Below are 26,041 nucleotides of genomic sequence, written 5' to 3'. Positions count from 1 at the left end.
ACCTCAAACGCCAGCCCTAAAAAAACCGCCTTTCGGCGGTTTTTCTGTCTTGGGCGATTAGGGGCGGTACACCTTGATGTTGCTGTAGCCCTGCTCCTTGAGATAGAGGGCCTGCAACTTGGACATCACGCCGCGATCGCAGTAAAGCAGGTAGGTGCGCTGCTGGTCCAGCTCCTTGAACTGAGAGCCGAGCTTGAAGAAGGGCAGGGTCACCACTTCGACGCCGTCCAGCTGCAGCGGGCTCTGCTCCTCCTCTTCGGGCGGGCGGATATCCAGAACCACGGCACCGTCGATGGGGCTGTCCACGGTTTCCATTTCGGTCACCTTGGCCTGCTCCTCTTTGGCAATATCACGAATGTCCATCATCTTGGCCTCCGCCATCACACGCTCCACCAGATCCTCGGAGAACTTGGCCTCCTCCTCCTCGATCTTGGAGAGTACCGCTTTCACGGTCGGTTTCTGAGAGATCACGCCGCAGTATTCAGGCATGCTGGCGGCAAACTCCTCGGTGCCGATCTCCCTGGCCACGTCGATGATCTCCTGCTTGTCCCAGGTCACCAGGGGGCGAAGGATCACGGTGTCGCTCACCTTGTCGATGACATTGAGGTTGGTCAGGGTCTGGCTGGACACCTGACCCATGGCCTCACCGGTCACCAGGGCGGGGATGTTGTACTTCTGAGCCACCCCACTGGCCACCTTCATCATCATCCGCTTGAGAATCACGCCCATCTGGCCGTTGTCGATGCGCTCGAGGATCTCCTCCACCACGGGTTCGAAGGGGATGGAGATGAACCGCACCTTGTGGGAGGAGCCATACTTGTTCCACAGGTAGTAAGCCACCTGCTTGACCCCCTGCTCGTGAGCGGCGCCGCCGAGGTTGAAGAAGCAGTAGTGGGTACGAGCACCGCGCTTGATGCACTGGAAGCTGGACACGCCGGAGTCGAACCCACCGGAGATCAGGGAAAGCACGTCCTCCTGGGTGGCGATGGGGAAACCGCCCATGCCATCATGACGCTTGTGCACCAGGTAGAGCTTGTCGTCTTCAATCTCCAGGCCGATCACCACATCGGGATCCTTGAGGCGAACCCCCACGGCTTCGGTGTGCTGATTCAGGCCGCCGCCCACATAACGCTCCACCTCGAGAGAGTTGAAGTCGTGTTTGCCGCGACGCTTGGCACGCACGCAGAAGGTCTTGCCCTTGAGGCGCTCGGTGAACACCGGCAGCGCATGCTGATAGATGTCGTCCAGGGTCTCGAAGTTGTACTGGCGCACCTCCATGAAGTGGTGGATGCCCGGCATGTTGCTCAGGGATTCCACCAGTTTGGCGGTGTTGGCCGGATCGTCATTGCTGCTGGCGGCACTGATGTGATCCCAGTTGAAGCGAACCCGCACAGTCTCGTCCGTCTTACGCAACACATTGCGAATGTTGGACTCGAGCAATTTACCGAAGCGCTTACGCACCGATTTGCTCTTAATCATGATCTCGGGATGCAGCTTAACGATAAATTTCATGAGCTTCCTGTACGGGCAAAAAATCAAAGCGCGGCATTATACCTGAGCTTATGCATCTGGGGAACCGCTGGCAGAGAGGACCGAAGGCCACGTCACAAGGGACGTGACCCCGCTCAGGTTACTGAACGGCCGGGATCTCTTCGGAAAGTTTAGGCTTACCTTGGGTGATCGCAATCTCCACCCGTCGGTTTTTGGCTCGACCGGCCGCTTCGTCGTTGCTGGCCAGGGGCTGGGTGTTGGCCTTACCGATGACCTCCATGCGGTGAGGTTCAAACCCCTCCACTTTGATCATCTCATGGGCCACAGAGACCGCTCGCTGGGCGGAGAGCTCCCAGTTGGAACGGTAGAGTTCGTTGTTGATCACCGCGTTGTCCGTGTGCCCTGTGATGGTGATGATGCCGGGCACATCCTTGAGCAGGCCCGCCACCGCGGCGATCACCGGACGGAACTTGGGCTGCAAGAACGCCGAGTTGGCCGGAAACGCCCCCTTCTCACGGATGCGAATCATGATCTGCTGGCCCAGGGACTCAATCTCGATGGCCCCATCCTCGATCTGCTCCTGAAGCTGCTCCGCCAGCTTCTTGGCCAGGGCGCTGCTCTCGGCCTGCGCCTGGGTCTGAGCCATGGTGTCCAAGGCCGGGGAGGTCTGCTCACTGGCGCCGCCCTTGAGCTTGCCGTCGTTGGTTTGCTCACTGCCGGCCACCGGGTCCTTACCCGGATCCACGTCCAGGTGGTTCTTGGTGAACTGGATGGTCTGCTGGTTGATCACCTCGATGGGGGTGGGTTCAGGCCGGCCAGGGCGAAACTCCTGGGCAATGACCGAGGTCCCCTTGGGGATGTCCTTCACCTCCAGCTTGTTCTGAACACCGAAGGCGTACTTCATGGAGCCGGCGATCTGCTTGAACTTGAGCACGTCCATCTCGGAGAAAGCCAGCAGCAGCACGAAGAAGCACATCAGCAGAGACATCAGGTCGGCAAAGGTGGCCATCCAGGCAGGAGAGCCTCCACTGGCCTTCTTCGCCGGGGCCATGTCCTCATCGCGATTGGCGGTCAGGGTCATGGACCTAATCCTCTGTGGTGGAGACGGCGCGCTGCTTCTCCGCCAGGTAGTTCTTGAGGAAGCCCTCGATCACCCTGGGGTTCTGACCGTCCTGGATGGAGAGCACCGCGTCCATGATCAGGCGGCGGTTGAGCATCTCCTCACCCATGCGCAGCTCCAGCTTATCGGCGATGGGCGCCGCCACCATGTTGGCGATAATGGCGCCATAGAGGGTGGTCAGCAGGGCCACCGCCATGGCGGGACCGATGGATTTGGGGTCATCCATGTTGTTGAGCATGGCCACCAGACCAATCAGGGTGCCGATCATCCCCATGGCCGGGGCCACATCCGCCAGGGCGCGGAAGATGCCCGAGCCACTCTGATGGCGCTCCATGGTCAGGCCGATGTCCTTGGCCAGGGCCTGGCGCACCACAGAGGCATCGTGACCATCCACCAGCAGGTCGACCGCTTTCTGCATGAAGCTGTTGTTGATCTCCGCCTCTTCCAGGGCCAGAAAGCCCCCCTTGCGGGCGGAGTCGGCCATCACCACCGCCTGCTCGATAAGATCTTCCGGCTTATCGATTTTGAACATGAACGCCTTGGCAGCGATCTTGATGGCTCCGAGGAACTGCTTGATGTTGTACTTCATCATCACGACGAACAGGGAGCCACACACCACGATGAGGATCGAAGGGATGTTGACGAAAACGCCGGGGTCACCCCCGTCCATCATCGCCATGATCACGAATGCAAAGGCGCCTAATAGGCCAACTAGGGTCGCGAGATCCACAAACTCTCCTGATCTGTCTGAATTTCTGATCGTCCCAACAGGGGGAACTAGGTAGTCTATTGTCTTTATCGGTCCAATCGAAGGCAAGTTTAATGAAATTTCAGCTTCGGCCTGGACCTCCATTGATCCGGGGTCGACAAAGCAGTACCTTTGTCCAGCACTTCAAGGAGCCGAAAGATGGCAAAAAAACCGGACAACCTAAGTTTTGAACAGGCGCTGTCGGAGCTGGAGCAGATTGTTGGCAATCTGGAACAGGGAAACCTGCCGCTGGAGCAGGCGCTGAAACAGTTTGAGCGAGGCATTCACCTCGTGCGGGCCAGCCAGAGCAAGCTGACCCAGGCAGAACAGAGCGTACAGATGCTTACCAGGGATGAGGAAGGCGACGCACAACTGGTTGATTTCGAATCTCAGGAGTAAGCATGCTTAGCGCTGCCCTGACCCGTTACCGTGAACGGGTCGACCAACACCTAATCCACCAATTTGATTCCCTGCCCCCCTGCGCGCCCGGCCTGTTGGAAGCGATGCGTTACGGCACCCTGCTGGGCGGCAAACGGGTCCGGCCTTTTCTGGTCTACAGCGTGGGCACCATGCTGGGCGCCGATGAGAAGACCCTGGATCCCCTGGCGGCGGCGGTGGAATGCATCCACGCCTACTCGCTGATCCACGATGATCTTCCGGCCATGGACGATGATGACCTGCGCCGGGGCCAGCCCACCTGTCACATCGCCTTCGACGAAGCCACCGCCATTCTGGCCGGAGATGCGCTGCAGACCCTGGCGTTCGAGATTCTGGCCGAGGCCGACCTGCCCGACGCCCTGGAGGGCAACCGGGTGGCCATGTTCCGCGCCCTGGCCAGGGCCTCAGGCTACCAGGGGATGTGCGGCGGCCAGGCGATCGATCTGGCTTCCACCGGCAAACGTATTCCCTTAGAAGCGCTGACCCAACTGCACCGGCTCAAGACAGGTGCCCTGATTCGGGCCAGCGTGGAGTTGGCAACCCTGGCGGTGCCCAACCTGGACCCGGCTCACCGCACCGCCCTGGTGGAATATGCCGAAGCCATCGGGCTGGCGTTCCAGGTTCAGGACGACATCCTGGACATCACCGCCGACACCGAACAGCTTGGAAAACCCCAGGGTTCGGACGCCGATGCGGATAAGAGCACCTTCCCTGCCCTGCTGGGTCTGGAAGGGGCTTGTGAGGTGGCGCAGAGTCTCCATAAAGATGCCCTGACATCTTTGGCCCAGTTGCCATACAATACTGAACTACTTACTGACTTTGCCCGATACATCATCGAGCGAGGCCAATAATCACGATAACAAGAAGCGACTGTCATAATGAGTCTGGATCTGAACGATTATCCACTCCTGTCCAAGGCATTGATGCCTCAGGACCTGCGCACCCTGCCCAAGGCCGACCTGCAAGCGGTGGCGGATGAACTCCGTCAGTACCTGCTGCGCTGCGTGAGCCACTCTTCGGGCCACCTGGCTTCCGGCTTGGGAGCTGTGGAGCTGACGGTCGCATTGCACTACGTGTACAACACCCCCTTCGACCGCCTGGTGTGGGATGTGGGTCATCAGGCCTACCCCCATAAGATCCTCACCGGCCGCGCCAAAGAGATGCCCACAATCCGTCAGAAAGACGGCCTGCATCCGTTCCCCTGGCGTGAAGAGAGCGAGTACGACACCCTGAGCGTGGGTCACTCCACCACCTCCATCTCCGCCGCCCTGGGTATGGCCATCGCCGCCGACCGCGAAGGGCAGGATCGCAAGGTGGTGGCGGTCATCGGTGACGGCGCCCTCACCGGTGGCATGGCGTTCGAAGCCCTGAACCACGCCGGCGACATCCACAAAGACATGCTGGTGATCATCAACGACAACGAGATGTCCATCTCCGAGAACGTCGGTGCCCTGAACAACCACATGGCCAGGCTGATGTCCGGCCGTCTGTACACCACCATTCGTGAGGGGGGCAAGAAGGCCCTCTCCGGTGTGCCTCCCATCAAGGAGCTGGCACGCCGTGCCGAGGAGCACCTGAAGGGGATGGTGGTGCCGGGCACCCTGTTTGAGGAGCTGGGCTTCAACTACATCGGCCCCATCGATGGCCACGATGTCAGCGGTCTGGTGGACACCCTGCGCAACATGCGCAACCTCAAGGGTCCGCAGATTCTGCACATCATGACCAAGAAGGGTAAAGGCTATAAGCCTGCGGAAGAGGATCCCATCAGCTACCACGGCGTACCCAAGTTCAACGTCGAGGAGTCCAAACTGCCCAAATCCAAGCCCGGCCAGCCCACCTTCTCCAAGGTGTTCGGTGACTGGCTGTGCGATATGGCCGCCAAGGACAACAAACTGATGGGGATCACCCCGGCCATGCGCGAAGGCTCCGGCATGGTGGAGTTCTCCCAGCAGTTCCCTGACCAGTACTTCGATGCGGCCATCGCCGAGCAACATGCGGTGACTCTGGGTGCCGGCTTTGCCTGTGAGGGTTATCACCCAGTGGTGGCCATCTACTCCACCTTCCTGCAGCGCGCCTACGACCAGGCGATCCACGATGTGGGCATCATGAACCTGCCTGTGCTGTTTGCCATCGACCGTGGCGGCCTGGTGGGCGCCGACGGCCAGACCCACCAGGGTGCCTTCGACCTCTCCTACCTGCGCTGCATTCCCAACTTCACCGTGATGGCGCCGGCGGACGCCAATGAGTGTCGCCAGATGCTCTACACCGGCCACATGATGGATAGCCCGGCGGCGGTGCGCTACCCCAGGGGCACCGGCCTCAAGGTGGAGATTCAGGAGGAGATGGAGACCCTGCCCATCGGCAAGGCGGAGATCCGTCGTCAGGGCAAGGGGCTGTGCATCTTCAGCTTCGGCACCCTGCTGCCCTACGCCCTGGAGGCGGCCGAGCAGCTGGACGCCACCGTAGTGAACATGCGCTTCGTCAAACCCATCGACGAGGAGATGGTTCAGCAGATGGCCAACAGCCACGAACGCCTGGTGACCCTGGAAGAGAACGCCATCATGGGCGGCGCCGGCTCGGCGCTGATCGAATGCATGAACCGCCACAAGATCGCCAAACCGGTACTGCAACTGGGCCTGCCTGACCGCTTCATTGAGCAGGGCACCCAGGAGGAGATGCACACTGTGTTGGGCCTGGATGGGCCGGGCATCCTCAAACAGGTGGCCGACTACTTCGGCGACTGAGCCCCCTTCCCAAACAAAACCGGAGCCTGACTCCGGTTTTTTTATGGCGTTTGGCCGGAGCACAGAACACTCATTTCGAGCCAGGGCACTTTTTCCGAGGGGGGTTCAGTGGCAAAGTGAGCGCCACTGCTCAGAAGGAGACCCCTATGCACTCCAGCGCCATCCTGTGGGATTACGACGGCACTCTGGTGAATTCCGCCCCGAAGAACATCAGCATCACCCTCTCCATTCTGGATGAAGTGGCCCCAAGGCTGACCGGTGACCGCCTTCCCCACTGCCTGCGCAGTGAGGCCCGCTATCACCAGGCCAATCACGCGGCGCAGAACTGGCAGGATCTCTATCAGAACTACTATGGGCTGACGGCTCAGGAAACCGCCCAAGCGGGCCCTCTGTGGGCTCAGCATCAGAGGCGCAACACCACGGCGGTCTCACTGTTTGATGGGATTAGCGAGGTGCTGGAGCAGCTTCAGGCCCTGCCCCACGGCATCTGCTCCCAGAACGATTCGCTCACCATCCGGCGCCAGCTGGAGCGCCAGGGGGTCGCGGCCCCCTTCAAGGCGGTGATCGGCTACAACGAGGTGTCTGGCGAGACTCAAAAGCCTCACCCGGCCGGAGGGCTGAGGTGCCTTGAAACCATGTTTGGCGGCCACAACCCAGAGACCCTGTTCTACATAGGTGACCATCAGGGCGACGTTCAGTTTGCCCGCAACCTGGGGGCTGCCCTGGGACCAAAGAGCCGGGTGATTGCGGTGGCCGCCGCCTACAGCGGCGCCTCGCCAGCTCAATGGCAGCACCAACCGGACCATGTGGCCGACACGCCGATGGCGCTGGCGGAGATCTGCCGACAATACCTCTGAGACGCCGAACGGTGTCGTTGAGCGCTTGTGCTCAGATGAAGGGTAATAAAAAAGCCAGCAACGGGTGCTGGCTTTTTTGGGCTCTGAAACGAATCAGCCGAAGAACAGCCGCCACAGCCAGCTGCGATCCAGATCCTCTTTGCACTGGTTGTACTGAGCCGCGTAGCGCTTGGAACGTGCCTCCACCTTACGGGAAGTTTTCACCAGCCACTGCTTCTTCTTGTAGCTGCCGCGCTTATAGCCGCCCCAGCCCTCATGGTAGTTAAGGTACTGGCGGTAGGCGTCCCATTTGGAGACCCCATTGATCTTGTGGCTCTTGTAGATGTACCACCCCATGAAATCCATGGCGTCGTCGAAGTCACTGCGGCTGGACCAGGAGTTGCCGGTTTCCCGGGCATACTGATCCCAGGTGACGGTCTTGGCCTGGGCGTAGCCATAGGCGCTGGAGGCCCGGCCGATGGGGATGAACCCCAAAAACCACTCCATGGGCGGCTGGGCGTTGTGCTTAAAGGAGCTCTCCTGATACATCATCGCCATGGGCACATGCACAGGCACCCCCCACTTCTCGCGGGTGTCCTTGGCGGCTTTGTACCAGTCCCGATTCTCCATAAAGATGTTGCACAGGTTCTCGGGATCTCTGGGAGGCGGCGTGGCACAGCCAACCAGAGAAACCAGAAGCGCCGAGCTCAGCAGCAGTTTTACTATTTTCATCATGGGTTTGGATGTTCGTGAGTGTCCCTGAAAGCCTTGATTCTGCCCTGAGGCACGGACAATTGCCACCTTAAGATGCTCAAAAGGCATACCGGTTACGAGCGCTATGCCACAAGGGTGAAGATTTTGCCCCTTTGTCAGCCAAAGCTGACAGGTGAGCTCTCAATTCCTGTGCCCGAATTCCCCCCGGTCCTTTACAGGCCATTGCCACACTGGTTAAATGCGCCCCTTTCTTTTTAAACCCGTCATTTTTCCAATGTCGACTGAGCTTTACCTGGTATACCTTGCCACCGTGGTCATCCTGCTGGTGGCCCCCGGCCCCATGACACTGCTGACCCTGTCTACCAGTGTCCGTCACGGCCACAAGAAAGCCCTGGCCACCGTGTTGGGCTCCAACCTGGCCGGCCTGGTATTGATGCTGCTGTCCGCCACCGGCGTCGGCGCCCTGATCACCAGCAGCCCGGCCCTGTTTGAGCTACTCCAGTATGGAGGCGCCGCCTACCTGCTGTGGCTAGGAATTTCGGCCTGGCGCTCGCGCCCCGAAGAGAACCTGGAATCCGGCTTCCGCTACCGGGACGACGCCACCGCCTTCGGCCTGTTCCGTCAGACACTGATGGTGGGCCTGGCCAATCCCAAGGGGCTGATCTTCTTTGCCGCCCTGTTTCCCCAGTTTCTGAATCCGGCAAAGCCCATGGTGCCCCAGCTGCTGGTGCTGTGCTCCACCTTTACCGCGGTGGATTTTATCGTGCTCAACCTGGTGGCCTTCGGCGGCTGTCAGCTGGCCAACCGCCTATGTAGCACCACGGCTCAGAAACGGTTCAACCGCCTGTGTGGACTGACCTTTATCGGGCTGGGCGGCGCCATGGCCATCGCCTGATATCCCAGTAGAATAAGAAAAGGCCGCTGATGCGGCCTTTTTCGTTTTTCTAGGGCTCCAATGAGCAGACCTGGGCCTGCTGTTGCCAGATGGTGGGCTCCCAGTAACGCCCTCCCTCGGCGGACTGAGAAGCGGGATCAAACCGGGCAGCCAGAGAGAACTGCTGATCCGCCTCCACCCACAGGGTCATCTCCCGATAGCTGCGGTCTCGCAGGCTCACCCCCAGCCGGGGATCGTCAATCAGTTCCACCAGGCGCAACTTGTGTTCACCGGGACGCAGGCGATAACTGGCTTTGGACACCACCGCCTGGCCATCGATGTGAGTCACCATCACCTGATACAGTCCCTGCGCCGCGGGCGGACGCACTCCGCTGGCCACCACGCCACAGGCAAACTCCTGATTGCTGGCACAGCCAGTCAGAACCCCGCCCAGAAGCAGCAGCCACCCCAGAGGTTTCACTGCTCTGATCCTTTGAAGTAGTGGTCCAGGTACTCCTCGAAGGTGCCCACCTGGTTGGCCTCCAGCGCCTGTTGTCGCTCTACAGACTCCTTGGCCTCCTGCTGCAGCCGCTGTTCCGGCAGACGTTGAGACTGACCGTCAAGCCAGTGCTGACGATGGGCCTTGGCCAGCGCCATCACCGGATTGGCCTGAGCCTTCTGTTCGGCCAGGATGCGGCCGGAGAGGGTCTGCTCAGGGTCATCGATGCACCCCTGCCAAAGATCCAGGGCATCCTGATAGTCACTGCCCTGGTCACCGTCGATCACCCGGGCAATCTTACGCCAACGCGCAAAACTCTCGGCCAGCCACTGGCTGAGAGGTTTGCTGTCGCCACAGCCTGACTCCAGTGCCAGACCAGGCTGACGTCCCCTGGCCACCACGGTATCGAAGTTGCGCTGAGTCTGTTGCTGACATTCGTCTGTCCAGCAGGGGCTGGGCAACAGCAAACAATCCAGCAGGAAGAGATCCAGCAGCAGCACCTGATCCCGGCTTACGCCGTGGGGGGCGAAGGGGTTCACATCCAGGGTGCGCACCTCGATGTACTCCACGCCGGCACGATCCAGGGCGTCCGAGGGGGTCTCGCCACTGTGAGCGGTGCGCTTGGGACGGATGGGCGAGTAAAGCTCATTCTCAATCTGCAGGATGTTGGTGTTCAGCTGCACCCGCTGGCCCCCCTCCTCCAGACCCAGTTCGGCAAAACGCTCCGACGGCAGGGTGATGGCACGCTTAAGGTCGGACACGTACTCCTGAACCGAGTTATAGCGAATGCGCAGATTGGTTTGCTCGCTGTTGGTGTAGCCCAGGTCGCTCATCCTCAGGGAGGTGGCCCAGGGCAGCACCAGCAAGCCGCTGGAGAGGGTGTCAAACTCCAGCCCCACTTCGCGACCATCCAGGAAGGAGGAACACAGGGTTGGGGAAGCCCCAAACAGGTAGGGCAGGATCCAGGCCTGATGACGGAAGTTGCGAATCATGTGGAAATAGCCGGTGGAGATGGTCTCCTGGCAGCTGTCCCCATACAGGGCTTTCCACAGCGATTTTGGCAACGAGAAGTTGAAGTGCACCCCGGCGATGGACTGCATCTTGGCCCCATAACGGCGCTTGAGTCCCTCACGGTAGAGGGTCTTCATCCTTCCGACGTGGGAGTGACCATACTGGGCGATGGGCACATCTTCCTGATGATCGATGAAGCAGGGCATGGACTGGGGCCACAACAACTGATCGCCGATGTGGTGACTGACAAAGCGATGGATATCACCCAGCTCTTCGAGCAGGCCATCGACACAGGTGTTGACCCCGGTGATCAGCTCCAGCAAAGACTCGGAAAAGTCCGTGGTGATCCACTTGTTGGTCAGGGCTGAGCCCAGGGCCTGGGGGTGGGAGTCCCGGGCCAGCAGGCCTTCGGGAAGAATGCGCAAGGCTTCCCGCTCTATCCCGCGCCCCAGAGAGCGCAGGGCGAGCCGCCCCTCCTCATTGGAGAGTCGGCTCAGGTTCCGTTCAAATTCCGTCAAGTCAGATACTCGTTAAAACGGGAGGGCGATGCCCTCCCGGTGTAGATGGAAAGGGACAATTTTACAGCGTCAGTGTGACGATATCATAGCCCAGTTCTTTCAGAGAGGGCTCAACGCTGCTTTTATCACCAACAACCAGAATGATCATTTGTGACAGGTCCAGCTGATCTTTCGCCAGGCGATTGAGTTCCTCACGGCTGATGCTGCGGATCAGGTCCCCCTGTTGCTCAACAAAGTCCTTGGGCAGGTCATAGCGTTGCAGCTTGCCCAGGAAGCGGGCTTTCTGCCCTGGGGTCTCGAAGCTCAGGGCATCGGACTGAGTCACCGAGGCCCGCATAAAGGCCAGCTCCTCTTCCGTCATCCCCTTGTCTGCGAAACCCTGAAGTTCGTCGACAAACTCCTTCACCGACGCCGCGGTGGCATCGGCACGTACGCTGGCACCAGCCACGAAGGAGCCCAGCTCGGGTCCGCCTCGGAAGCTGCTGCGGGCGCCATAGGTGTAGCCCTTGTCTTCGCGCAGGTTCAGGTTGATGCGGCTGTTGAAGGCCCCACCCAGGGGATAGTTCATCAACCCGGACTTGAAGTAGTCACCCAAGGCATCAAAGGGCATGCCGCGGCGGCCTATCTTGATCACCGATTGAGCCGCACCCGGCTTATCCAGCAGGTACACCTTGGGACCGGCCAACTGTGGCATCGCTTTCAGCGGAGCCCACTGACTGGCGTCGCCCTGCCATTGGCCCAGCCAGTTGAGCTTGGCCAGTAACTGAGCCTGATCCAGGTCAGACACCGCCACCACGCTGGCGTTGCCGGCGCGGAACTGCTCGTTATAGAAGCCTTTGACCTGATCCAGAGTCAGGGCCTGAACGCTCTCCAGGGTGCCACCGACGGGTTTACCGGCGCTGTTGCCACCGTAGAGCAACTCGCTCCAGGCGGTGTTGGCCAGCCAGCCAGGATCGTTGGCCTGGTGCTGAAGTCCCTGAATCTGCTGAACCTTGACCCGCTGGAAATCCTCATCCTTAAACGCCGGCTTGAGCAGACGCTCCTGCAACAGGGCCAGGGTGGGATCCAGGTTGGCGGTCAGGGCACTGACACTGACATAGGTACGATAGCCGGAGGCACTGACGGAGATGGAGGACCCCAGCTTCTCCAGTTCCTGAGCCATCTCAACCGTGGTAAAGGACTCGGTGGACTCGCCCATCATGGTGGCAGTGAGCTGAGCCAGACCAGCCTCGGAGGCGGAGGTCAGGCGCTGACCGCCATCGAGGGCAATCATGATCTCTGTGGTGGGGGTCTCATCGCTCTGAGTGCCGATGACATCGATGCCGTTGGCCAGGCGCTGTTGCCACAGGGCAGGTACCTTGAGCTGAGGAGCGGGACCGGATCCCGGCACCTGGCTTCGGTCGAAGCTGTCCTGAATCTGAGCCTGTTCCACCTTACCGGCGTGGCTCAGCTGATCCTTGGGAATCGGGCCCGGGGCGGTGAAACTGGCTGGCGCGGCGGCCAGGGCCAGTTGCCCCTGGGGCACGACGCTCATGATCACCGCGTGCTTGTCCTTGATGTAGGTGTTGAACACCCGCATCACGTCTTCGGCGGTGACATTGCGGTAACGGTCCAGATCCTGCTGAAGCAGGTCGGGCTCGTCGAAGAAGGTCTGGTTGTACGCCAGTGAGGTCACCTTGCCGCGGACGCTCTGCAGACCGAAGATGGTGTTGGCTTCATGGCCCACCTGGGCTTTCTTGAGATCATCGGCCAGGACACCGCGCTTCTCAAACTCGGCCACGGAGTCGCGAATCACCTTCTCGATCTCGGCCAGCTGAGGCATCTTGCCCGGGTTGGCCAGGGCGTACATGGTGAACTCGCAAGCCAGTTCCCGGCAGGGATGGCCAACGCCCGCCTGCACCGCCAGTCCGGATTTCACCAGATTCTTGTAGAAGATGGAGGTCTTGCCGCCGCCGAGGATCTCAGACAACAGGTCCAATGCTGCCTCATCCTGATGGCGGGCGTACACCGTAGGGAAGGAGAGGTAAATCAGGGGCAAGTGCACTTTGTCTTCCAGGGTGAGGTAACGGTCGGCCTCCAGAGAAGCGGGCGCCTTGGGCTGGGCGGTCACTTCCGGGCCCCTCGGGATGGAACCAAAGTACTTCACCACCCACTGCAGCACCTGCTCACGATCGAAGTCGCCGCCAATGGTCAGGGTGGCGTTGTTGGGGCCATACCAGCGCTTGAAGAAGGCGCGCAAGTCATCCACATTGCCGTTGTCCAGCTCCTCCATCCAACCGATCACCGGCCAGGAGTAGGGGTGGCCTTTTGGATAGAGCGCCTGGGAAACCAGTTCGTTGAGGCGACCATAGGGCTGGTTGTCCACCCTCTGGCCACGCTCGTTCTTAACGGTGGCGCGCTGAACCTCGAACGCCTCTTCGGTGACCGCGGGCAACAGGAAGCCCATGCGGTCCGCCTCTAGCCAAAGCATCTTCTCCAGCTGATTGGCTGGCACTGTTTCAAAATAGTTGGTTCTATCGCTGTTGGTGGTGCCGTTCAGGGTACCGCCGGACTCGGTTACCAGCTGGAAGTGCTGCTCGTCGGCGACGTTTTCGGAGCCCTGGAACATCATGTGTTCGAAGAAGTGGGCGAAGCCGGACTTACCCAACTCCTCTCGGGCCGATCCCACATGATAGGTCACGTCCACATGGACCAGAGGGTCAGAGCTGTCTTTGTGCAGCACCACGGTCAGACCGTTGTCCAACTGGAACTTTTCGTAAGGAATTGTTACTTCTGCCTGCTGGGACAGGTTTGAGCCCAGATAAGCGACCCCGTCGGGCAGCGACGGAGTGGGTGCGTCGGATGCGCATCCGGCCAGGGTAATCGCCAGACTGAGTGCCAGTGGCTTGAACAATTTCACGGAATCCCTCCTGTAGCGGCCCACAGCCCGGTCGGGCTGCGCCTAGAACTGACTGATGATGCCCAGAGTGGTGAGGGCGATCACCAGGTATCGAAAAAACTTACCAATGAAGATCAACAGACTACTAGATAACATCCCAAACCGGAACCATCCGGCAAGCAGGGGAATGGCATCCCCTATCAGAGGCAGCCAGGCCAGCAGCAGGCTCCAGACGCCATAACGCTGCACCTTGGGGATCAGCCATTGGTGCTTCCCCTCCATCAGCTCTTCGGGGGATCTGGCACGCCGTCCCAGGCGCCCAAGGAGATAACTGGTGAGGGAACCCAGAGTATTGCCTATGGTGGCAATTATGACGAGGCTGAACCAATTGGCAGGAGTGGATTGAACCAGATAGCCCAGAAGCACCTCTGAGCCCCCGGGAGCGAGAGTGGCGGAGACGAAGGCGCTGACAAACAGGCCCCCTTCGGCTGACAACAAGGGATTACTCGACGGTTTCCGAAGGGATCATCAGAGCCTTGAGCTCATCATTGTTGGACAGCATGTCCGCCAGGGTGTAGTTATCCAGAGTCGACAGAAACGCATTGGTGGCTTCTGTCAGCACCTGCTTCAGGCGACAGGCGGGAAGAATTTTACAGTAGGGTTCGCCGCAATTGATCAGTTGCAGAGGCTCCAGGGCACGAATCACTTCTCCCAGGCCAATCTCTTCAGGGGATTTAGCCAGACAGATCCCCCCCTTCTTGCCCCGCACGGTCTTCACGAAACCGGCGTGACCCAGCTTATTGATCACCTTCACCATATGGTTACGGGATACACCGTAGACCTCGGTTACCTGGGTGATGCTGGTCAACTCCCCCTCTGGCAGCGTCGCCATGTAGAGCAGGGAACGGAACGCGAAGTCACTGAAGCTGGTGAGTTGCAAGAATCTTACCTCCAATCAATCGCCAAAGGCGTTCAGAGGTACGGGCTGACGGGGCCTCTGCTCCCCTTGCGGTCAAAAACGCTGTGACTGCAGACAGCTGTATCTGTCGATACGGATCTCCTGATTGGTGTTGCCCGTATCATCCTGGTACAGGTGACGATATATCATGCCCAGTTCTAAGCGCTTACGATAGTAGGCGCTGGCACAGAAGCTGTAAATGGTCTCCTGAGCGTGGTTTTCCACCACTGCGCCGAAGGCACCGAGACGATCGCCATTTACCTGACGATAGTACAGTATCATCTCACCATCGCCATATTCGGCTTTTAAGAAGTTAGGATTCTGGCTTTGTCCGATACCACTGTTGAGGTCCATCACCAGCTGATGACTCTCTTTATCCAGCCAGTCGGGAACCGCGTCGAACCAGGCCAGAACGGGTAGGGAGAACAAAGTCAGCAAAGTCAGGTAGCGCATAGTCAATTTGATAATCCCCCAAGGGCTATATGCTACACGCGAATGGATAAATAAGAAGCCAATTTGTCAATTTTTTACACTCAGATCACAAGGGTTAACGTATTGATAAACATTGTCAATCCCTGTCATCTTTCCGTGGGATTCGTGCAAAACCGGTAGTGGAAGCCTGTTTGAAAACCCGGCAAACTCTTGGTATCTATTAAGAAATTGCCTACAGCTCAATGATGAGGAACCACCATGATAGGAAGAATGTTTCTGCTGCCGATTATCCTGTCACTGCTGTGGTACCTGTACTTGACCATGAACGGCTACAGCCTGAAACAGGGACAGAAGGGGTTTTACTGGATTTTTGGCCTTAGCCTCGGGCTGATCGGCTTCTTCGCCCTGATGATTGAACTGACCCAGCCCGGCTAATCTCTGCTTTTGATCGCCTCTAGCGCGCCGCAGGACCACTGACTGACGAGCGCGCATAAAAAAACCCGAGCGTCAGCTCGGGCTTCTTTATCAATATGGCGCGCTCGGAAGGATTCGAACCTTCGACCGCCTGGTTCGTAGCCAGGTACTCTATCCAGCTGAGCTACGAGCGCGCAATGGCGGTGAGGGAGGGATTCGAACCCTCGATACCGATCAAGGTATACGCCCTTAGCAGGGGCGCGCCTTCAGCCACTCGGCCACCTCACCACGCTCTGCGTTCGCCTTAGTGGCCAACACAGGAGTGCTATCTTACGGCCTAATGCGAGGATGTCAAACCCCTAAAGGGCAACAAATTCACTCCAGGTGTTTGATTGCACAACAAAGCTTCAATACGGCCCCGAGCTGAGCAGAAATTGATGCAGGATGAAGCAGCCAGCGTTGCCCTCTGTATCGCGGCGAATGCGCGGCCCCGTGCTCTTTGCAGGGTTCAGGCATAAAAAAACCCAAGCTTTCGCCGCAACGACGCCGAAGGGCTCCGTCCGCAGGCCGGCAATCCGACGGACGCGCATAAAAAAACCCAAGCTTTCGCTTGGGCTTTTTTATCAATATGGCGCGCTCGGAAGGATTCGAACCTTCGACCGCCTGGTTCGTAGCCAGGTACTCTATCCAGCTGAGCTACGAGCGCGCAGAAAACAGATTGTAGTCAATTTCGTGTCAGACACTCATTAACTTTTAAAAATATGGCGCGTCCGGAAGGATTCGAACCTTCGACCGCCTGGTTCGTAGCCAGGTACTCTATCCAGCTGAGCTACGGACGCACATATTTGGTTTTGACCCGGGGATACCCCAGTGTCGAAATGATGGCGCGCTCGGAAGGGTTGGCGCGGAATCCAGAAAGCGAAGCTTTCGCCGCGGCAACGCCGTAGGGCTTGCCCGCAGGCCGGCAATCCGACCAAGCGTATAGAACCCCTGAGCGCAGCTCAGGCATCCTTTAAAATGGCGCGCTCGGAAGGATTCGAACCTTCGACCGCCTGGTTCGTAGCCAGGTACTCTATCCAGCTGAGCTACGAGCGCGCAAAGTATTTTCCAAGCTGTGCTTGGGAATTAATGGCGCGTCCGGAAGGATTCGAACCTTCGACCGCCTGGTTCGTAGCCAGGTACTCTATCCAGCTGAGCTACGGACGCACACTAATTCTGTTGTCTTCCCCTCGGGGAAAATAAAAGCCGCGCAAGCACTGCGCGGCTTTCTTATGTATGGCGCGCTCGGAAGGGTTGGCGCGGACACTAGAAAGCGAAGCTTTCGCCGCGGCAACGCCGTAGGGCTTTGCCCGCAGGCCGGCAATCCGACCAAGCGCGTAGAACCCCTGAGCGCAGCTCAGGCATCCTTAAAGAAAATGGCGCGCTCGGAAGGATTCGAACCTTCGACCGCCTGGTTCGTAGCCAGGTACTCTATCCAGCTGAGCTACGAGCGCGCAATGGCGGTGAGGGAGGGATTCGAACCCTCGATACCGATCAAGGTATACGCCCTTAGCAGGGGCGCGCCTTCAGCCACTCGGCCACCTCACCTAATCGACCTGTTTTCCGGTAGGTCCCCGGTCACCTGGAGAGCTCGCTCTGCCGTGGTGCGGGGCGTATATTACGTCGTAGCAGAAATATGTCAAACGCTTTTTGGTGGGCGCGATAACAACTGCACTGTTTTTATCCAGTCCAGCCAAGATTCCGGCAGCAAGCCCTGAAAATGATTATTTTACTGTCAGCAGCCGTGCCTAAGAGCGCCCTTCAAACGGGATTCAGGCATAAAAAAACCGACGCTGTTGCGCCGGTCTTTTTTAGAAGTTTCCACCCTGCGGAGTGCCGTCTTTCTCGGCTTGAATCCGCATGTAGATCTCCTCGCGATGCACAGAAACCTCTTTGGGAGCGTTCACACCAATACGTACCTGGTTGCCCTTTACTCCCAAAACAGTAACGGTTACTTCGTCACCAATCATTAAGGTTTCGCCTACGCGGCGAGTCAAAATCAGCATTCTTTCGCTCCTCTCTCTTCAAGTCCACGGCCTTCGACGGTGGAATCTTGCAGCGCTATTATAAAGTTAGCCTAGATTAATTCTACCCACATTGGCAGATATTCTCAGTCTTCACCCAGCCCAAACGAGCTGTGGAGGCTTCGGACGGCAAGCTCAAGATACTTCTCATCAATGGCAACGGAGATCTTTATCTCCGAGGTCGCAATCAAATGAATCTTAATTCCTTCTCGACCCAAGACTTCGAACATCTGCTTGGCCACCGAGGTGTGCTGGGTCATTGAGGCCCCCACTACGGAAACTTTGCAGATGTCGCTGGTTTCTATCAATTCCCTGGCACCAAACCTCTCCATCAGAGGCTCGATAACGGAACGGGCCAGGGGAAGGTCACCCCGAGGAACGGTAAAAGTCAGGTCGACACGGCCTTCTCCGGCGCCCGCCTGAACTATCATATCCACGGCAATTTTGGCATCAGCCAAGGGGGAAAACAGGGCAGCAGCCACGCCGGCCTCATCCACCAGACCGGTCAGGGTCAGGCTGGCCTCTTCGCGACTGTATGCGATACCGGTAACGCAGTTGCCGGAGTGGCAACGGCCATCGTAATCGATCAGAGTCCCTTCTCCTTCCTTGAAACTGGACAGCACCCTGAGTGGCACCTGGTGCCGGCCTGCAAATTCAACAGAGCGCATTTGCAATACCTTAGCACCCAGACTGGCTAGCTCCAACATCTCCTCGAAGGTGATGTGGCTCATTTTGCGCGCCTTAGGTTCTATCCTAGGATCAGTAGTATAAACCCCTTCTACGTCGGTGAAAATCTGACATTCGTCAGCACCAAGGGCTGCGGCCAGTGCAACGGCCGTGGTATCAGAGCCTCCACGGCCCAGTGTCGTCACCTCTCCGTCAGGACTCACCCCCTGAAATCCGGCCACAATGGGCACCTGTCCCGCCGCCAGGCAACGCTCCAGGCGCTGCTGTTCGACGGACTGAATCTCGGCGCGACCATGATGGCCGTCGGTGTGAATTCCCACCTGGAATCCCAACAGGGAGACAGCCTGGACTCCCCGCTTATGTAAAGCCATGGCCATCAAGGCGATGGAGATCTGCTCGCCGGTGCTGACCAGCATGTCCAGCTCGCGCTGGTCAGGCTGAGCCGACACCAGGGAGGCCAGTTCCAACAAACGATTGGTCTCACCAGCCATGGCTGACAATACCACTACCGTCTTGTGACCTTCGCGTACGGTACGGGCAATACCGTCGGCGACCGCCTCGATGCGGTCAAAAGACCCCACCGAGGTGCCACCAAACTTCTGTACAAACAGGGACACTGATTACAGCCGCTGCGCCAGCCAGTCGTTCACGCTCGCCAGAGCAGCCGGCAGAGCAGTTACGTCGGTTCCGCCAGCCTGAGCCATGTCAGGACGACCACCGCCTTTACCTCCAACCTGCTGAGCCACCATGTTCACCAGCTCACCGGATTTCACCTGACCGGTGAGATCCTTGGTCACGCCGGCAATCAGGCTGACCTTGTCGTCCTTGGCGGTTGCCAGAACCACAATGCCGCTGCCCAGCTTGTTCTTCAGCTGATCCAGGGTGTCACGCAGGGATTTGGGCTCAGCCCCTTCCAGGTTGGCCACAATTACCTTGGTGCCGTTGATCTCAACGGCGTTGTCCGCCAGAGACGCGCCGGCCTGAGCGGTCAGCTTGGCGTTGAGGCGATCGACCTCCTTCTCCAGCCAACGGCTGCGCTCCACCAGGGTGCGAACACGTTCGCCCAGGTTGGTGGTGTCACTCTTGACCATGGTCGCCAGGCCTTCCAGCTGTTCGCCCAGCTGATGCATGGCATCGATGGCCACCTGGCCGGTCAGGGCTTCAATACGACGCACACCTGCGGCAATGCCGCCTTCGGAGATGATCTTGAAGAAGCCGATGTCACCAGTGCGGTTAACGTGGGTACCACCACAGAGCTCGGTGGAGAACTCACCCATGTTCACGACCCGTACTTCGTCGTCGTACTTCTCACCAAACAGGGCCATGGCACCGGCGGACTTGGCATCGTCGATGTTCATCAGTCGGGTGGCCACTTCGTTGTTGGCGCGGATCTGATCGTTCACCATCTTCTCAACGGTGCGCAGCGCCTTGATGCTGACCCCTTCGAAGTGGCTGAAGTCGAAGCGCAGGCCTTCTGCGTTGACCAGAGAACCTTTCTGGGTCACGTGGTCACCCAGCACCTTGCGCAGGGCGGCGTGCAGCAGGTGGGTGGCGGTGTGGTTCAGCTTGATCGCCTGACGACGATGGCTGTCGATGGTGGCAGTCAGCTCTTCACCGACGTGAATTTCTCCCCCGGACACATAGCCCACATGAACAATGGCGTTGCCCGCCTTGCGGGTATCCTTCACGGTGAAGGCGCCGTTGGCCATCATCAGTTCACCGGAGTCGCCCACCTGACCACCGCTTTCGGCGTAGAAGGGGGTGGTGTCCAGAATCACCTGGCCCTCTTCCCCTTCCAGCAGCTGCTCGACGGACTCGCCCTCTTTGTAGATGGCCACAACCTTGGCCGCCTGCTCGTTGAGGGTGTAACCGCTGAACTCGGTGTCACTGTCGATGCGCAGCACTTCGTTGTAGTCCATGCCGAACTTGCTGGCCTGCTGGGCACGCTTACGCTGCTCGGCCATGGCGGCATCGAAGCCCTCCTGGTCGATCTTCATGTCGCGCTCACGGGCGATGTCGGCGGTCAGGTCCGCCGGGAAACCGTAGGTGTCATAGAGTTCGAACACCTTGGCACCAGGAATGGTGTCCCCTTCCAGGTTCTCCAGCACATCCTCCAGCAGAGCCAGGCCGCGGTCCACGGTACGCAGGAACTGCTCCTCTTCGGTTTTCAGAACCTTGGAGATGACCGGCATCTGGGTATTGAGCTCATCGTAGGCGGCGCCCATCAGCTCAGCCAGCTTAGGGGCCAGACGGTGGAAGAAAGGCTGACGGGCACCCAGTTTGTGACCGTGACGCACGGCACGACGAATGATGCGGCGCAACACATAGCCACGGCCTTCGTTGGAGGGCATCACGCCATCGGCAATCAGGAAGGCACAGGAGCGGATGTGATCGGCGATCACCTTGAGGGAGTTGTTCTCCAGATCCTCTACGGACAGCAGCTGGGCCGCCTGCTTGATCAGCGACTGGAACAGGTCAATCTCATAGTTGGAGTGCACGCCCTGCATGATGGCAGCAATACGCTCCAGGCCCATGCCGGTATCCACAGAGGGCTTGGGCAGAGGTTCCATGGTGCCGTCAGCCTGACGGTTGTACTGCATGAATACGATGTTCCAGATCTCGATGAAGCGATCCCCATCCTCTTCCGGGGTACCGGGACGGCCACCCCAGATGTGGTCGCCGTGGTCGTAGAAGATCTCGGTACAGGGGCCGCATGGGCCGGTGTCGCCCATCTGCCAGAAGTTGTCAGAGGCGTAAGGGGCGCCCTTGTTGTCACCGATGCGGATGATGGACTCGGCAGGTACGCCGATCTCCTTCAGCCAGATCTCATAGGCTTCATCATCGGACTCATAGATGGTGACGCACAGCTTCTCCTTGGGCAGCTTCAACTCCTTGGTGAGGAAGTTCCAGGCGAAGTTGATGGCATCACGCTTGAAGTAGTCACCAAAGCTGAAGTTACCCAGCATCTCGAAGAAGGTGTGGTGACGGGCGGTGTAACCCACGTTTTCCAGGTCGTTATGCTTACCACCGGCGCGCACACAACGCTGGGATGTGGTGGCACGGGAGTAGTTGCGCTGCTCTGCGCCGAGGAAGACGTCCTTGAACTGGTTCATCCCCGCATTGGTAAACAGCAGAGTGGGATCGTTATGAGGAACCAGGGAGCTGGACTCCACTACTTCGTGGTTCTGAGTGCGGAAATATTCCAGGAAAGCTTCCCGAATTTCAGCAGTGGTCATACGCATGCGGTCATCCTGAAAAGAGTTGTATCTGGGTTGAGGCAGCGCACTGTCCATCGGCTTGGCAGCGCTGCCTGTTCAAACGGGTGATTATATCCGTAACAGGGCCGGGCAAACCAGCGATATGGGGGAATTAAGGGAAAATTACTCGCTTCGGGAAAGCTCCTCGAAGGCGTAGTGTATCTGGTCGCGGTCAAAGCCACGGCCGGTGAGGAAGCGCCACGCCTTCTGACGGGCGCTGTAGTCGGCCAGCTGCTGGGCGTCGAAGCGTCGTTGTGCCAGCTCCAGGCAACACTGCCACCAATCCAGCTCCTCCTGATCTATGGCCTGAGTAATCAGGGAAGAGGAAAGGCCCCGCTGACGCAGCTCCTGCCTCACCTTGGCAGGCCCCTGACCACGAAGGGCACGACTGCGGGCGTAAGAGAGGGCAAAGCGCGCCTCATCCAGATAGCCCCACTCCTCCAGCTGGAGGAAGAGTTCGTCGCTGCCAGAAAGATCAAAGCCGCGCTGACGCAGTTTTTGCTTCAGCTCGGCTTTGGCGTGATCCCGGCGGCTCAGCAGATTCAGAGCCGCCTGTTTGAGGTCGGCCTGGCTCAGGCTTCCTCACCCTCTTTAGCAGGGTCAAACTCGTCGGCCTGGGGCTCGGCCTTCACCAGCAGCATGGCACGCAGCTGGGACTCGATCTCTTCGGCGATGGCCACGTTTTCCTTGAGGAAGCGGATGCAGTTCGCTTTACCCTGACCAATCTTCTCGCCCTTGTAGCTGTACCAGGCGCCGGATTTCTCCACCAGCTTGTGCTTCACACCGAGATCGATGAGCTCACCCTCTTTGGAGGAACCCTCACCGTAGAGGATCTGGAACTCGGCCTGTTTGAACGGAGGTGCCACCTTGTTCTTCACTACCTTGACCCGAGTTTCGTTACCCACCACCTCGTCACCATCTTTGATGGCACCGGTGCGGCGAATATCCAGACGCACGGAGGCGTAGAACTTCAGGGCGTTACCACCAGTGGTGGTTTCAGGGTTACCGAACATCACACCGATCTTCATCCGGATCTGGTTGATGAAGATACACAGGGTGTTGGAACGCTTGATGTTAGCGGTCAGCTTACGCAGGGCCTGAGACATCAGACGGGCTTGCAGACCCACGTGAGAGTCACCCATCTCGCCTTCGATCTCCGCCTTGGGCGTCAATGCGGCCACGGAGTCGACGATCACCACGTCCACGGCGCCGGAGCGCACCAGCATGTCGCAGATCTCCAGAGCCTGTTCACCGGTATCGGGCTGGGACACCAGCAGCTCCTGCACGTTCACACCCAGCTTCTCGGCATAGATGGGGTCCAGGGCGTGTTCAGCATCCACGAAGGCACAGGTCTTGCCCATCTTCTGAGCTTCGGCGATCACCTGCAGAGTCAGGGTGGTCTTACCGGAAGATTCAGGACCGTAGATCTCAACAACACGACCGGCGGGCAGACCGCCAATACCCAGAGCCACATCCAGGCCCAGAGAACCGGTGGAGATGGCCTCAATGTCCATGGCAGTGGCATCACCCAGGCGCATGATAGAGCCTTTTCCAAACTGCTTTTCAATCTGTCCCAGGGCAGCGGCCAATGCCCGCTGTTTGTTGTTGTCCATTGCTAGCTCCACTCTGAAATTGGATGAGGCGTTATCTTTAACTGGGGTCAGTATACTGTATAGTCATACAGTATCAACCCCTGTTTACTGTATGGAGGCGTTTTTCGATCCGGGGTATGATAACGGCTTTGTCGATTTTGCCCAGCAGGAAACTCGTGAGCCCCCAGTCCGACGCCCTAGCGCATCACACGCCGATGATGCAGCAGTACCTGACTCTCAAAGCCCAGCATCAGGATGTGATCCTGTTCTATCGCATGGGCGACTTCTATGAACTCTTCTATGACGATGCCAAGCGCACTGCGGCTCTGCTGGACATCACCCTGACCGCCCGCGGCAAGAGCGGCGGCGATCCCATCCCCATGGCCGGCGTTCCCTACCATGCGGTTGAGGGCTATCTGGCCAGGCTGGTGCAGATGGGTGAATCGGTGGCGATCTGTGAGCAGGTGGGCGATCCGGCCACCAGCAAGGGCCCGGTGGAGCGCAAAGTGGTGCGCATCGTCACCCCGGGCACGGTGACCGACGAAGCTCTACTGACCGAGCGTCGCGATAACCTGGTGGCCGCCCTGTATGAACACCAGGGCCGTTTTGGCTTTGCCACTTTGGATCTCACCTCCGGCCGGTTCTTCCTCAATGAGCTGAACGATGAAGAGAGCCTGGCCGCCGAGCTGCAACGGGTGGCGCCGGTGGAACTGCTCTACTGCGAATCGCTGATGGCAATGCACCTGGTGGAGGATCTCAAGGGGCTGCGCCGCCGGCCCGAATGGGAGTTTGACCTGGCCACCGCCCGCAAGCAGCTGACCGAGCAGTTCGGTACCCGGGATCTGGCCGGGTTTGGGGTGGAGGACGCCAACCTGGGCCTGTGCGCCGCCGGTTGTCTGCTTCAATACGTCAAGGACACCCAGCGTACCGCCCTGCCCCACATCCGCAGCATCGGCCGCCATCTCTCCGATGAGGGCATCGTGCTGGATGCCGCCACCCGGCGCAATCTGGAGCTGACCCGAAACCTCAGTGGCGGCCATGACAACACCCTGGCGTCGGTGCTGGACGCCAGCGCCACCGCCATGGGTTCCCGTCAGTTGCAGCGCTGGATCCACCAGCCGCTGACCTGCCGCGACACCCTGAATCAGCGCCTGGATGCGGTGGCGGAACTCGTGGAGCTGGGGCTGAGCGCCGACCTTATCGATCTGCTCAAGGAGATTGGCGATATCGAGCGGGTACTGGCACGCCTGGCCCTGCGCAGCGCCCGTCCCCGAGACTTTACCCGGCTGCGTCAGGCGATGAGGGTGCTGCCGGAGCTGAAAGACACCCTGGGCCAGTGCCAGTCTTCACGGCTGAATGCCCTGACCCAACAGCTGGGGGAGTTTCCCGAAGAGCTGGCGCTGCTGGAGCGAGCCATCATCGACAATCCGCCGGTGCTCATTCGCGACGGCGGCGTGATCGCGCCGGGCTACAACAGCGATCTGGACTACTGGCGAGATCTGTCCCAGGGAGCCACAGACTATCTGGCTGAGCTGGAAGCCCGGGAGAAAGAGGTCACCGGCATCGCCACCCTCAAGGTGGGGTACAACAAGGTGCACGGCTACTTCATCGAAGTGTCCAAAGCCCAGTCGGCCCTGGTGCCGGCCAGCTACATCCGCCGCCAGACCCTGAAGAATGCCGAGCGCTTTATCATCCCCGAGCTCAAGGAGCACGAGGACAAGGTGCTCACCAGTCAGGGCAAGGCCCTGGCCCTGGAGAAACAGCTGTATGAGGAGCTGTTCGACCTGCTGATGCCCAAGCTGGCCGAGCTGCAGATGTTCGGCTTTGCCTGCGCCGAGCTGGATGTGCTGCAGACCTTCGCCGATAGGGCCGAGGCTCTGAACTACTGCCGCCCGACTCTGAGTGACTCTATCGGCATCGAGATCCGCGGTGGCCGTCACCCCGTGGTGGAGCAGGTGATGAAGGAGCCCTTTATCGCCAACCCGGTCTCCCTGTGTCCCTCTCGCCGCATGCTGGTGCTCACCGGCCCCAACATGGGGGGTAAGTCGACCTACATGAGGCAGACGGCCCTCATTGCCCTGATGGCGCACATCGGCTGCTTTGTGCCGGCCGACAGCGCCGAGATTGGCCGTTTGGATCGGATCTTTACCCGCATCGGCGCCTCGGACGATCTGGCGTCCGGACGCTCCACCTTCATGGTTGAGATGACCGAAACCGCCAACATTCTCAACAACGCCAGTGAACGCAGCCTGGTGCTGATGGATGAGATTGGCCGCGGCACCTCCACCTACGATGGCCTGTCCCTGGCCTGGGCGGCGGCGGAGTTCCTGACCCGAAAGAGTCAGTCCCTGACTCTGTTCGCCACCCACTACTTCGAGCTGACCCAGCTACCAGAGCAACACGCAGAAGCGGTCAATGTCCATCTGGATGCGGTGGAGCATGGGGACACCATCGCCTTTATGCACGCGGTGCAGGAGGGGCCGGCGAGCCGCAGTTATGGCTTGCAGGTGGCCGCCCTGGCGGGCGTGCCTCAAGGGGTGATTCGCCAGGCCAAGCACAAGCTGGCTCAACTGGAACAGCTGGGCCAGGCTCAGGCTGAACCCCAGCTCTCTCTGGCCATCAGTCCGGCGGAGCCGGAACCCCACCCGGCCCTGGAGATGCTGGAGCAGAGCGACCCGGATAACCTCAGCCCCCGCCAGGCCCAGGATCTGATCTACCGACTCAAGGCGATGCTGTAAGCCAGAGCGACAAAAGAAAACGCGGCCCA

Annotated in this window: 22 protein-coding genes and 8 tRNA genes; 7 read left to right on the top strand and 23 right to left on the bottom strand. The window is 59.2% G+C overall.

The window, feature by feature from the left end; translation table 11 throughout:
* Positions 1-57 precede the first annotated feature (57 nt).
* From thiI to pomA, 3 genes are all read right to left on the bottom strand, one after another.
* Positions 58-1,512, bottom strand: coding sequence for a tRNA uracil 4-sulfurtransferase ThiI (gene thiI, locus QUE41_RS05260; RefSeq protein WP_286341864.1), 1,455 nt, complete (start codon positions 1,510-1,512; stop codon positions 58-60).
* A 118-nt stretch (positions 1,513-1,630) separates the two neighbouring features.
* Positions 1,631-2,572 carry a flagellar motor protein MotB gene (locus QUE41_RS05255; RefSeq protein WP_502875949.1) on the bottom strand — a complete coding sequence of 314 codons (942 nt, stop codon included), beginning with the start codon at positions 2,570-2,572 and terminating at the stop codon, positions 1,631-1,633.
* A gap of 4 nt (positions 2,573-2,576) precedes the next feature.
* The gene (gene pomA, locus QUE41_RS05250; protein ID WP_286341863.1) at positions 2,577-3,341 is read right to left on the bottom strand and encodes a flagellar motor protein PomA; all 765 of its coding nucleotides are present in this window, start codon (positions 3,339-3,341) and stop codon (positions 2,577-2,579) included.
* A gap of 177 nt (positions 3,342-3,518) precedes the next feature.
* Between pomA and xseB the strand changes: the two genes are divergently transcribed.
* The 4 genes from xseB to QUE41_RS05230 all read left to right on the top strand — a co-directional run bounded on the left by xseB (position 3,519) and on the right by QUE41_RS05230 (position 7,398).
* Complete coding sequence (xseB, locus tag QUE41_RS05245) at positions 3,519-3,758, top strand: exodeoxyribonuclease VII small subunit (RefSeq protein WP_028110548.1); 240 nt, start codon at positions 3,519-3,521, stop codon at positions 3,756-3,758.
* A gap of 2 nt (positions 3,759-3,760) precedes the next feature.
* On the top strand, positions 3,761-4,648 hold the full coding sequence (gene ispA, locus QUE41_RS05240; RefSeq protein ID WP_286341862.1) for a (2E,6E)-farnesyl diphosphate synthase: 888 nt from the start codon (positions 3,761-3,763) through the stop codon (positions 4,646-4,648).
* Positions 4,649-4,675: 27 nt separating this feature from the next.
* Positions 4,676-6,541, top strand: a complete 1,866-nt coding sequence (gene dxs, locus QUE41_RS05235) for a 1-deoxy-D-xylulose-5-phosphate synthase (protein ID WP_286341861.1) — start codon at positions 4,676-4,678, stop codon at positions 6,539-6,541.
* A 146-nt stretch (positions 6,542-6,687) separates the two neighbouring features.
* Entirely contained in the window at positions 6,688-7,398 is a 711-nt protein-coding gene (locus tag QUE41_RS05230; protein ID WP_286341860.1) for an HAD family hydrolase, read from the top strand.
* A gap of 93 nt (positions 7,399-7,491) precedes the next feature.
* On the opposite strand, the gene QUE41_RS05225 is transcribed toward QUE41_RS05230, so the two are convergent.
* Positions 7,492-8,109: a transglycosylase SLT domain-containing protein gene (locus QUE41_RS05225; protein WP_286342911.1), complete on the bottom strand. Its 618-nt coding sequence runs from the start codon at positions 8,107-8,109 to the stop codon at positions 7,492-7,494.
* A gap of 256 nt (positions 8,110-8,365) precedes the next feature.
* Here QUE41_RS05225 and QUE41_RS05220 point away from each other — a divergent pair, with 256 nt between their 5' ends.
* Positions 8,366-8,986: a LysE family translocator gene (locus QUE41_RS05220; RefSeq protein ID WP_286341859.1), complete on the top strand. Its 621-nt coding sequence runs from the start codon at positions 8,366-8,368 to the stop codon at positions 8,984-8,986.
* A 49-nt stretch (positions 8,987-9,035) separates the two neighbouring features.
* On the opposite strand, the gene QUE41_RS05215 is transcribed toward QUE41_RS05220, so the two are convergent.
* The 6 genes from QUE41_RS05215 to QUE41_RS05190 form a co-directional block, all read right to left on the bottom strand.
* Positions 9,036-9,446, bottom strand: coding sequence for a hypothetical protein (locus QUE41_RS05215; protein WP_286341858.1), 411 nt, complete (start codon positions 9,444-9,446; stop codon positions 9,036-9,038).
* A complete protein-coding gene (gshA, locus tag QUE41_RS05210) occupies positions 9,443-10,993 on the bottom strand; it encodes a glutamate--cysteine ligase (RefSeq protein WP_286341857.1) in 1,551 nt (516 codons plus the stop codon). The genes QUE41_RS05215 and gshA overlap by 4 nt, the downstream gene beginning before the upstream one ends.
* A gap of 61 nt (positions 10,994-11,054) precedes the next feature.
* Entirely contained in the window at positions 11,055-13,892 is a 2,838-nt protein-coding gene (locus tag QUE41_RS05205; RefSeq protein ID WP_286341856.1) for a M16 family metallopeptidase, read from the bottom strand.
* Positions 13,893-13,934: 42 nt separating this feature from the next.
* The gene (locus QUE41_RS05200; protein WP_286341855.1) at positions 13,935-14,366 is read right to left on the bottom strand and encodes a YqaA family protein; all 432 of its coding nucleotides are present in this window, start codon (positions 14,364-14,366) and stop codon (positions 13,935-13,937) included.
* Between the two features lie 7 nt (positions 14,367-14,373).
* The gene (gene nsrR / locus QUE41_RS05195; RefSeq protein WP_286341854.1) at positions 14,374-14,811 is read right to left on the bottom strand and encodes a nitric oxide-sensing transcriptional repressor NsrR; all 438 of its coding nucleotides are present in this window, start codon (positions 14,809-14,811) and stop codon (positions 14,374-14,376) included.
* Positions 14,812-14,883: 72 nt separating this feature from the next.
* Positions 14,884-15,282 carry a hypothetical protein gene (locus QUE41_RS05190; protein WP_286341853.1) on the bottom strand — a complete coding sequence of 133 codons (399 nt, stop codon included), beginning with the start codon at positions 15,280-15,282 and terminating at the stop codon, positions 14,884-14,886.
* 237 nt (positions 15,283-15,519) lie between these two features.
* Between QUE41_RS05190 and QUE41_RS05185 the strand changes: the two genes are divergently transcribed.
* Entirely contained in the window at positions 15,520-15,696 is a 177-nt protein-coding gene (locus QUE41_RS05185) for a hypothetical protein (protein WP_286341852.1), read from the top strand.
* Positions 15,697-15,792: 96 nt separating this feature from the next.
* On the opposite strand, the gene QUE41_RS05180 is transcribed toward QUE41_RS05185, so the two are convergent.
* From QUE41_RS05180 to recA, 13 genes are all read right to left on the bottom strand, one after another.
* Positions 15,793-15,869, bottom strand: a tRNA-Arg gene (locus QUE41_RS05180).
* Positions 15,870-15,873: 4 nt separating this feature from the next.
* Positions 15,874-15,963: transfer RNA gene (locus QUE41_RS05175), tRNA-Ser, on the bottom strand.
* Between the two features lie 341 nt (positions 15,964-16,304).
* A tRNA-Arg gene (locus tag QUE41_RS05170) sits at positions 16,305-16,381 on the bottom strand.
* Between the two features lie 56 nt (positions 16,382-16,437).
* A tRNA-Arg gene (locus QUE41_RS05165) sits at positions 16,438-16,514 on the bottom strand.
* 179 nt (positions 16,515-16,693) lie between these two features.
* A tRNA-Arg gene (locus QUE41_RS05160) sits at positions 16,694-16,770 on the bottom strand.
* Positions 16,771-16,804: 34 nt separating this feature from the next.
* Positions 16,805-16,881: transfer RNA gene (locus QUE41_RS05155), tRNA-Arg, on the bottom strand.
* A 210-nt stretch (positions 16,882-17,091) separates the two neighbouring features.
* Positions 17,092-17,168, bottom strand: a tRNA-Arg gene (locus tag QUE41_RS05150).
* 4 nt (positions 17,169-17,172) lie between these two features.
* Positions 17,173-17,262: transfer RNA gene (locus QUE41_RS05145), tRNA-Ser, on the bottom strand.
* Positions 17,263-17,525: 263 nt separating this feature from the next.
* Positions 17,526-17,720 (bottom strand): carbon storage regulator CsrA, encoded by a 195-nt coding sequence (gene csrA, locus QUE41_RS05140; protein WP_028109924.1) that lies wholly within the window; start codon positions 17,718-17,720, stop codon positions 17,526-17,528.
* A gap of 104 nt (positions 17,721-17,824) precedes the next feature.
* On the bottom strand, positions 17,825-19,042 hold the full coding sequence (locus QUE41_RS05135; protein ID WP_286341851.1) for an aspartate kinase: 1,218 nt from the start codon (positions 19,040-19,042) through the stop codon (positions 17,825-17,827).
* Between the two features lie 3 nt (positions 19,043-19,045).
* On the bottom strand, positions 19,046-21,667 hold the full coding sequence (gene alaS / locus QUE41_RS05130; protein WP_286341850.1) for an alanine--tRNA ligase: 2,622 nt from the start codon (positions 21,665-21,667) through the stop codon (positions 19,046-19,048).
* 138 nt (positions 21,668-21,805) lie between these two features.
* Complete coding sequence (locus QUE41_RS05125; protein WP_502876015.1) at positions 21,806-22,228, bottom strand: regulatory protein RecX; 423 nt, start codon at positions 22,226-22,228, stop codon at positions 21,806-21,808.
* A gap of 26 nt (positions 22,229-22,254) precedes the next feature.
* The gene (recA, locus tag QUE41_RS05120) at positions 22,255-23,295 is read right to left on the bottom strand and encodes a recombinase RecA (protein WP_286341849.1); all 1,041 of its coding nucleotides are present in this window, start codon (positions 23,293-23,295) and stop codon (positions 22,255-22,257) included.
* Between the two features lie 194 nt (positions 23,296-23,489).
* Between recA and mutS the strand changes: the two genes are divergently transcribed.
* Entirely contained in the window at positions 23,490-26,012 is a 2,523-nt protein-coding gene (gene mutS / locus QUE41_RS05115) for a DNA mismatch repair protein MutS (protein ID WP_286342909.1), read from the top strand.
* The last annotated feature ends 29 nt before the right edge of the window (positions 26,013-26,041 follow it).

It is taken from the genome of Ferrimonas sp. YFM, assembly GCF_030296015.1.
In the GTDB taxonomy this organism is placed as follows: domain Bacteria; phylum Pseudomonadota; class Gammaproteobacteria; order Enterobacterales; family Shewanellaceae; genus Ferrimonas.
The sequence above is the reverse complement of the archived record's forward strand: the minus strand, read 5'-3'. Positions and strand labels throughout refer to the sequence as shown.

Excerpts from the sequence above, each read along its gene's own strand:
- thiI (WP_286341864.1), bottom strand. The coding sequence starts at position 1,512 with ATGAAATTTATCGTTAAGCTGCATCCCGAGATCATGATTAAGAGCAAA.
- QUE41_RS05255 (WP_502875949.1), bottom strand. The coding sequence starts at position 2,572 with ATGACCCTGACCGCCAATCGCGATGAGGACATGGCCCCGGCGAAGAAG.
- xseB (WP_028110548.1), top strand. The coding sequence starts at position 3,519 with ATGGCAAAAAAACCGGACAACCTAAGTTTTGAACAGGCGCTGTCGGAG.
- ispA (WP_286341862.1), top strand. The coding sequence starts at position 3,761 with ATGCTTAGCGCTGCCCTGACCCGTTACCGTGAACGGGTCGACCAACAC.
- dxs (WP_286341861.1), top strand. The coding sequence starts at position 4,676 with ATGAGTCTGGATCTGAACGATTATCCACTCCTGTCCAAGGCATTGATG.
- QUE41_RS05230 (WP_286341860.1), top strand. The coding sequence starts at position 6,688 with ATGCACTCCAGCGCCATCCTGTGGGATTACGACGGCACTCTGGTGAAT.
- QUE41_RS05225 (WP_286342911.1), bottom strand. The coding sequence starts at position 8,109 with ATGAAAATAGTAAAACTGCTGCTGAGCTCGGCGCTTCTGGTTTCTCTG.
- QUE41_RS05220 (WP_286341859.1), top strand. The coding sequence starts at position 8,366 with ATGTCGACTGAGCTTTACCTGGTATACCTTGCCACCGTGGTCATCCTG.
- QUE41_RS05190 (WP_286341853.1), bottom strand. The coding sequence starts at position 15,282 with ATGCGCTACCTGACTTTGCTGACTTTGTTCTCCCTACCCGTTCTGGCC.
- QUE41_RS05185 (WP_286341852.1), top strand. The coding sequence starts at position 15,520 with ATGATAGGAAGAATGTTTCTGCTGCCGATTATCCTGTCACTGCTGTGG.
- csrA (WP_028109924.1), bottom strand. The coding sequence starts at position 17,720 with ATGCTGATTTTGACTCGCCGCGTAGGCGAAACCTTAATGATTGGTGAC.
- alaS (WP_286341850.1), bottom strand. The coding sequence starts at position 21,667 with ATGCGTATGACCACTGCTGAAATTCGGGAAGCTTTCCTGGAATATTTC.
- recA (WP_286341849.1), bottom strand. The coding sequence starts at position 23,295 with ATGGACAACAACAAACAGCGGGCATTGGCCGCTGCCCTGGGACAGATT.
- mutS (WP_286342909.1), top strand. The coding sequence starts at position 23,490 with ATGATGCAGCAGTACCTGACTCTCAAAGCCCAGCATCAGGATGTGATC.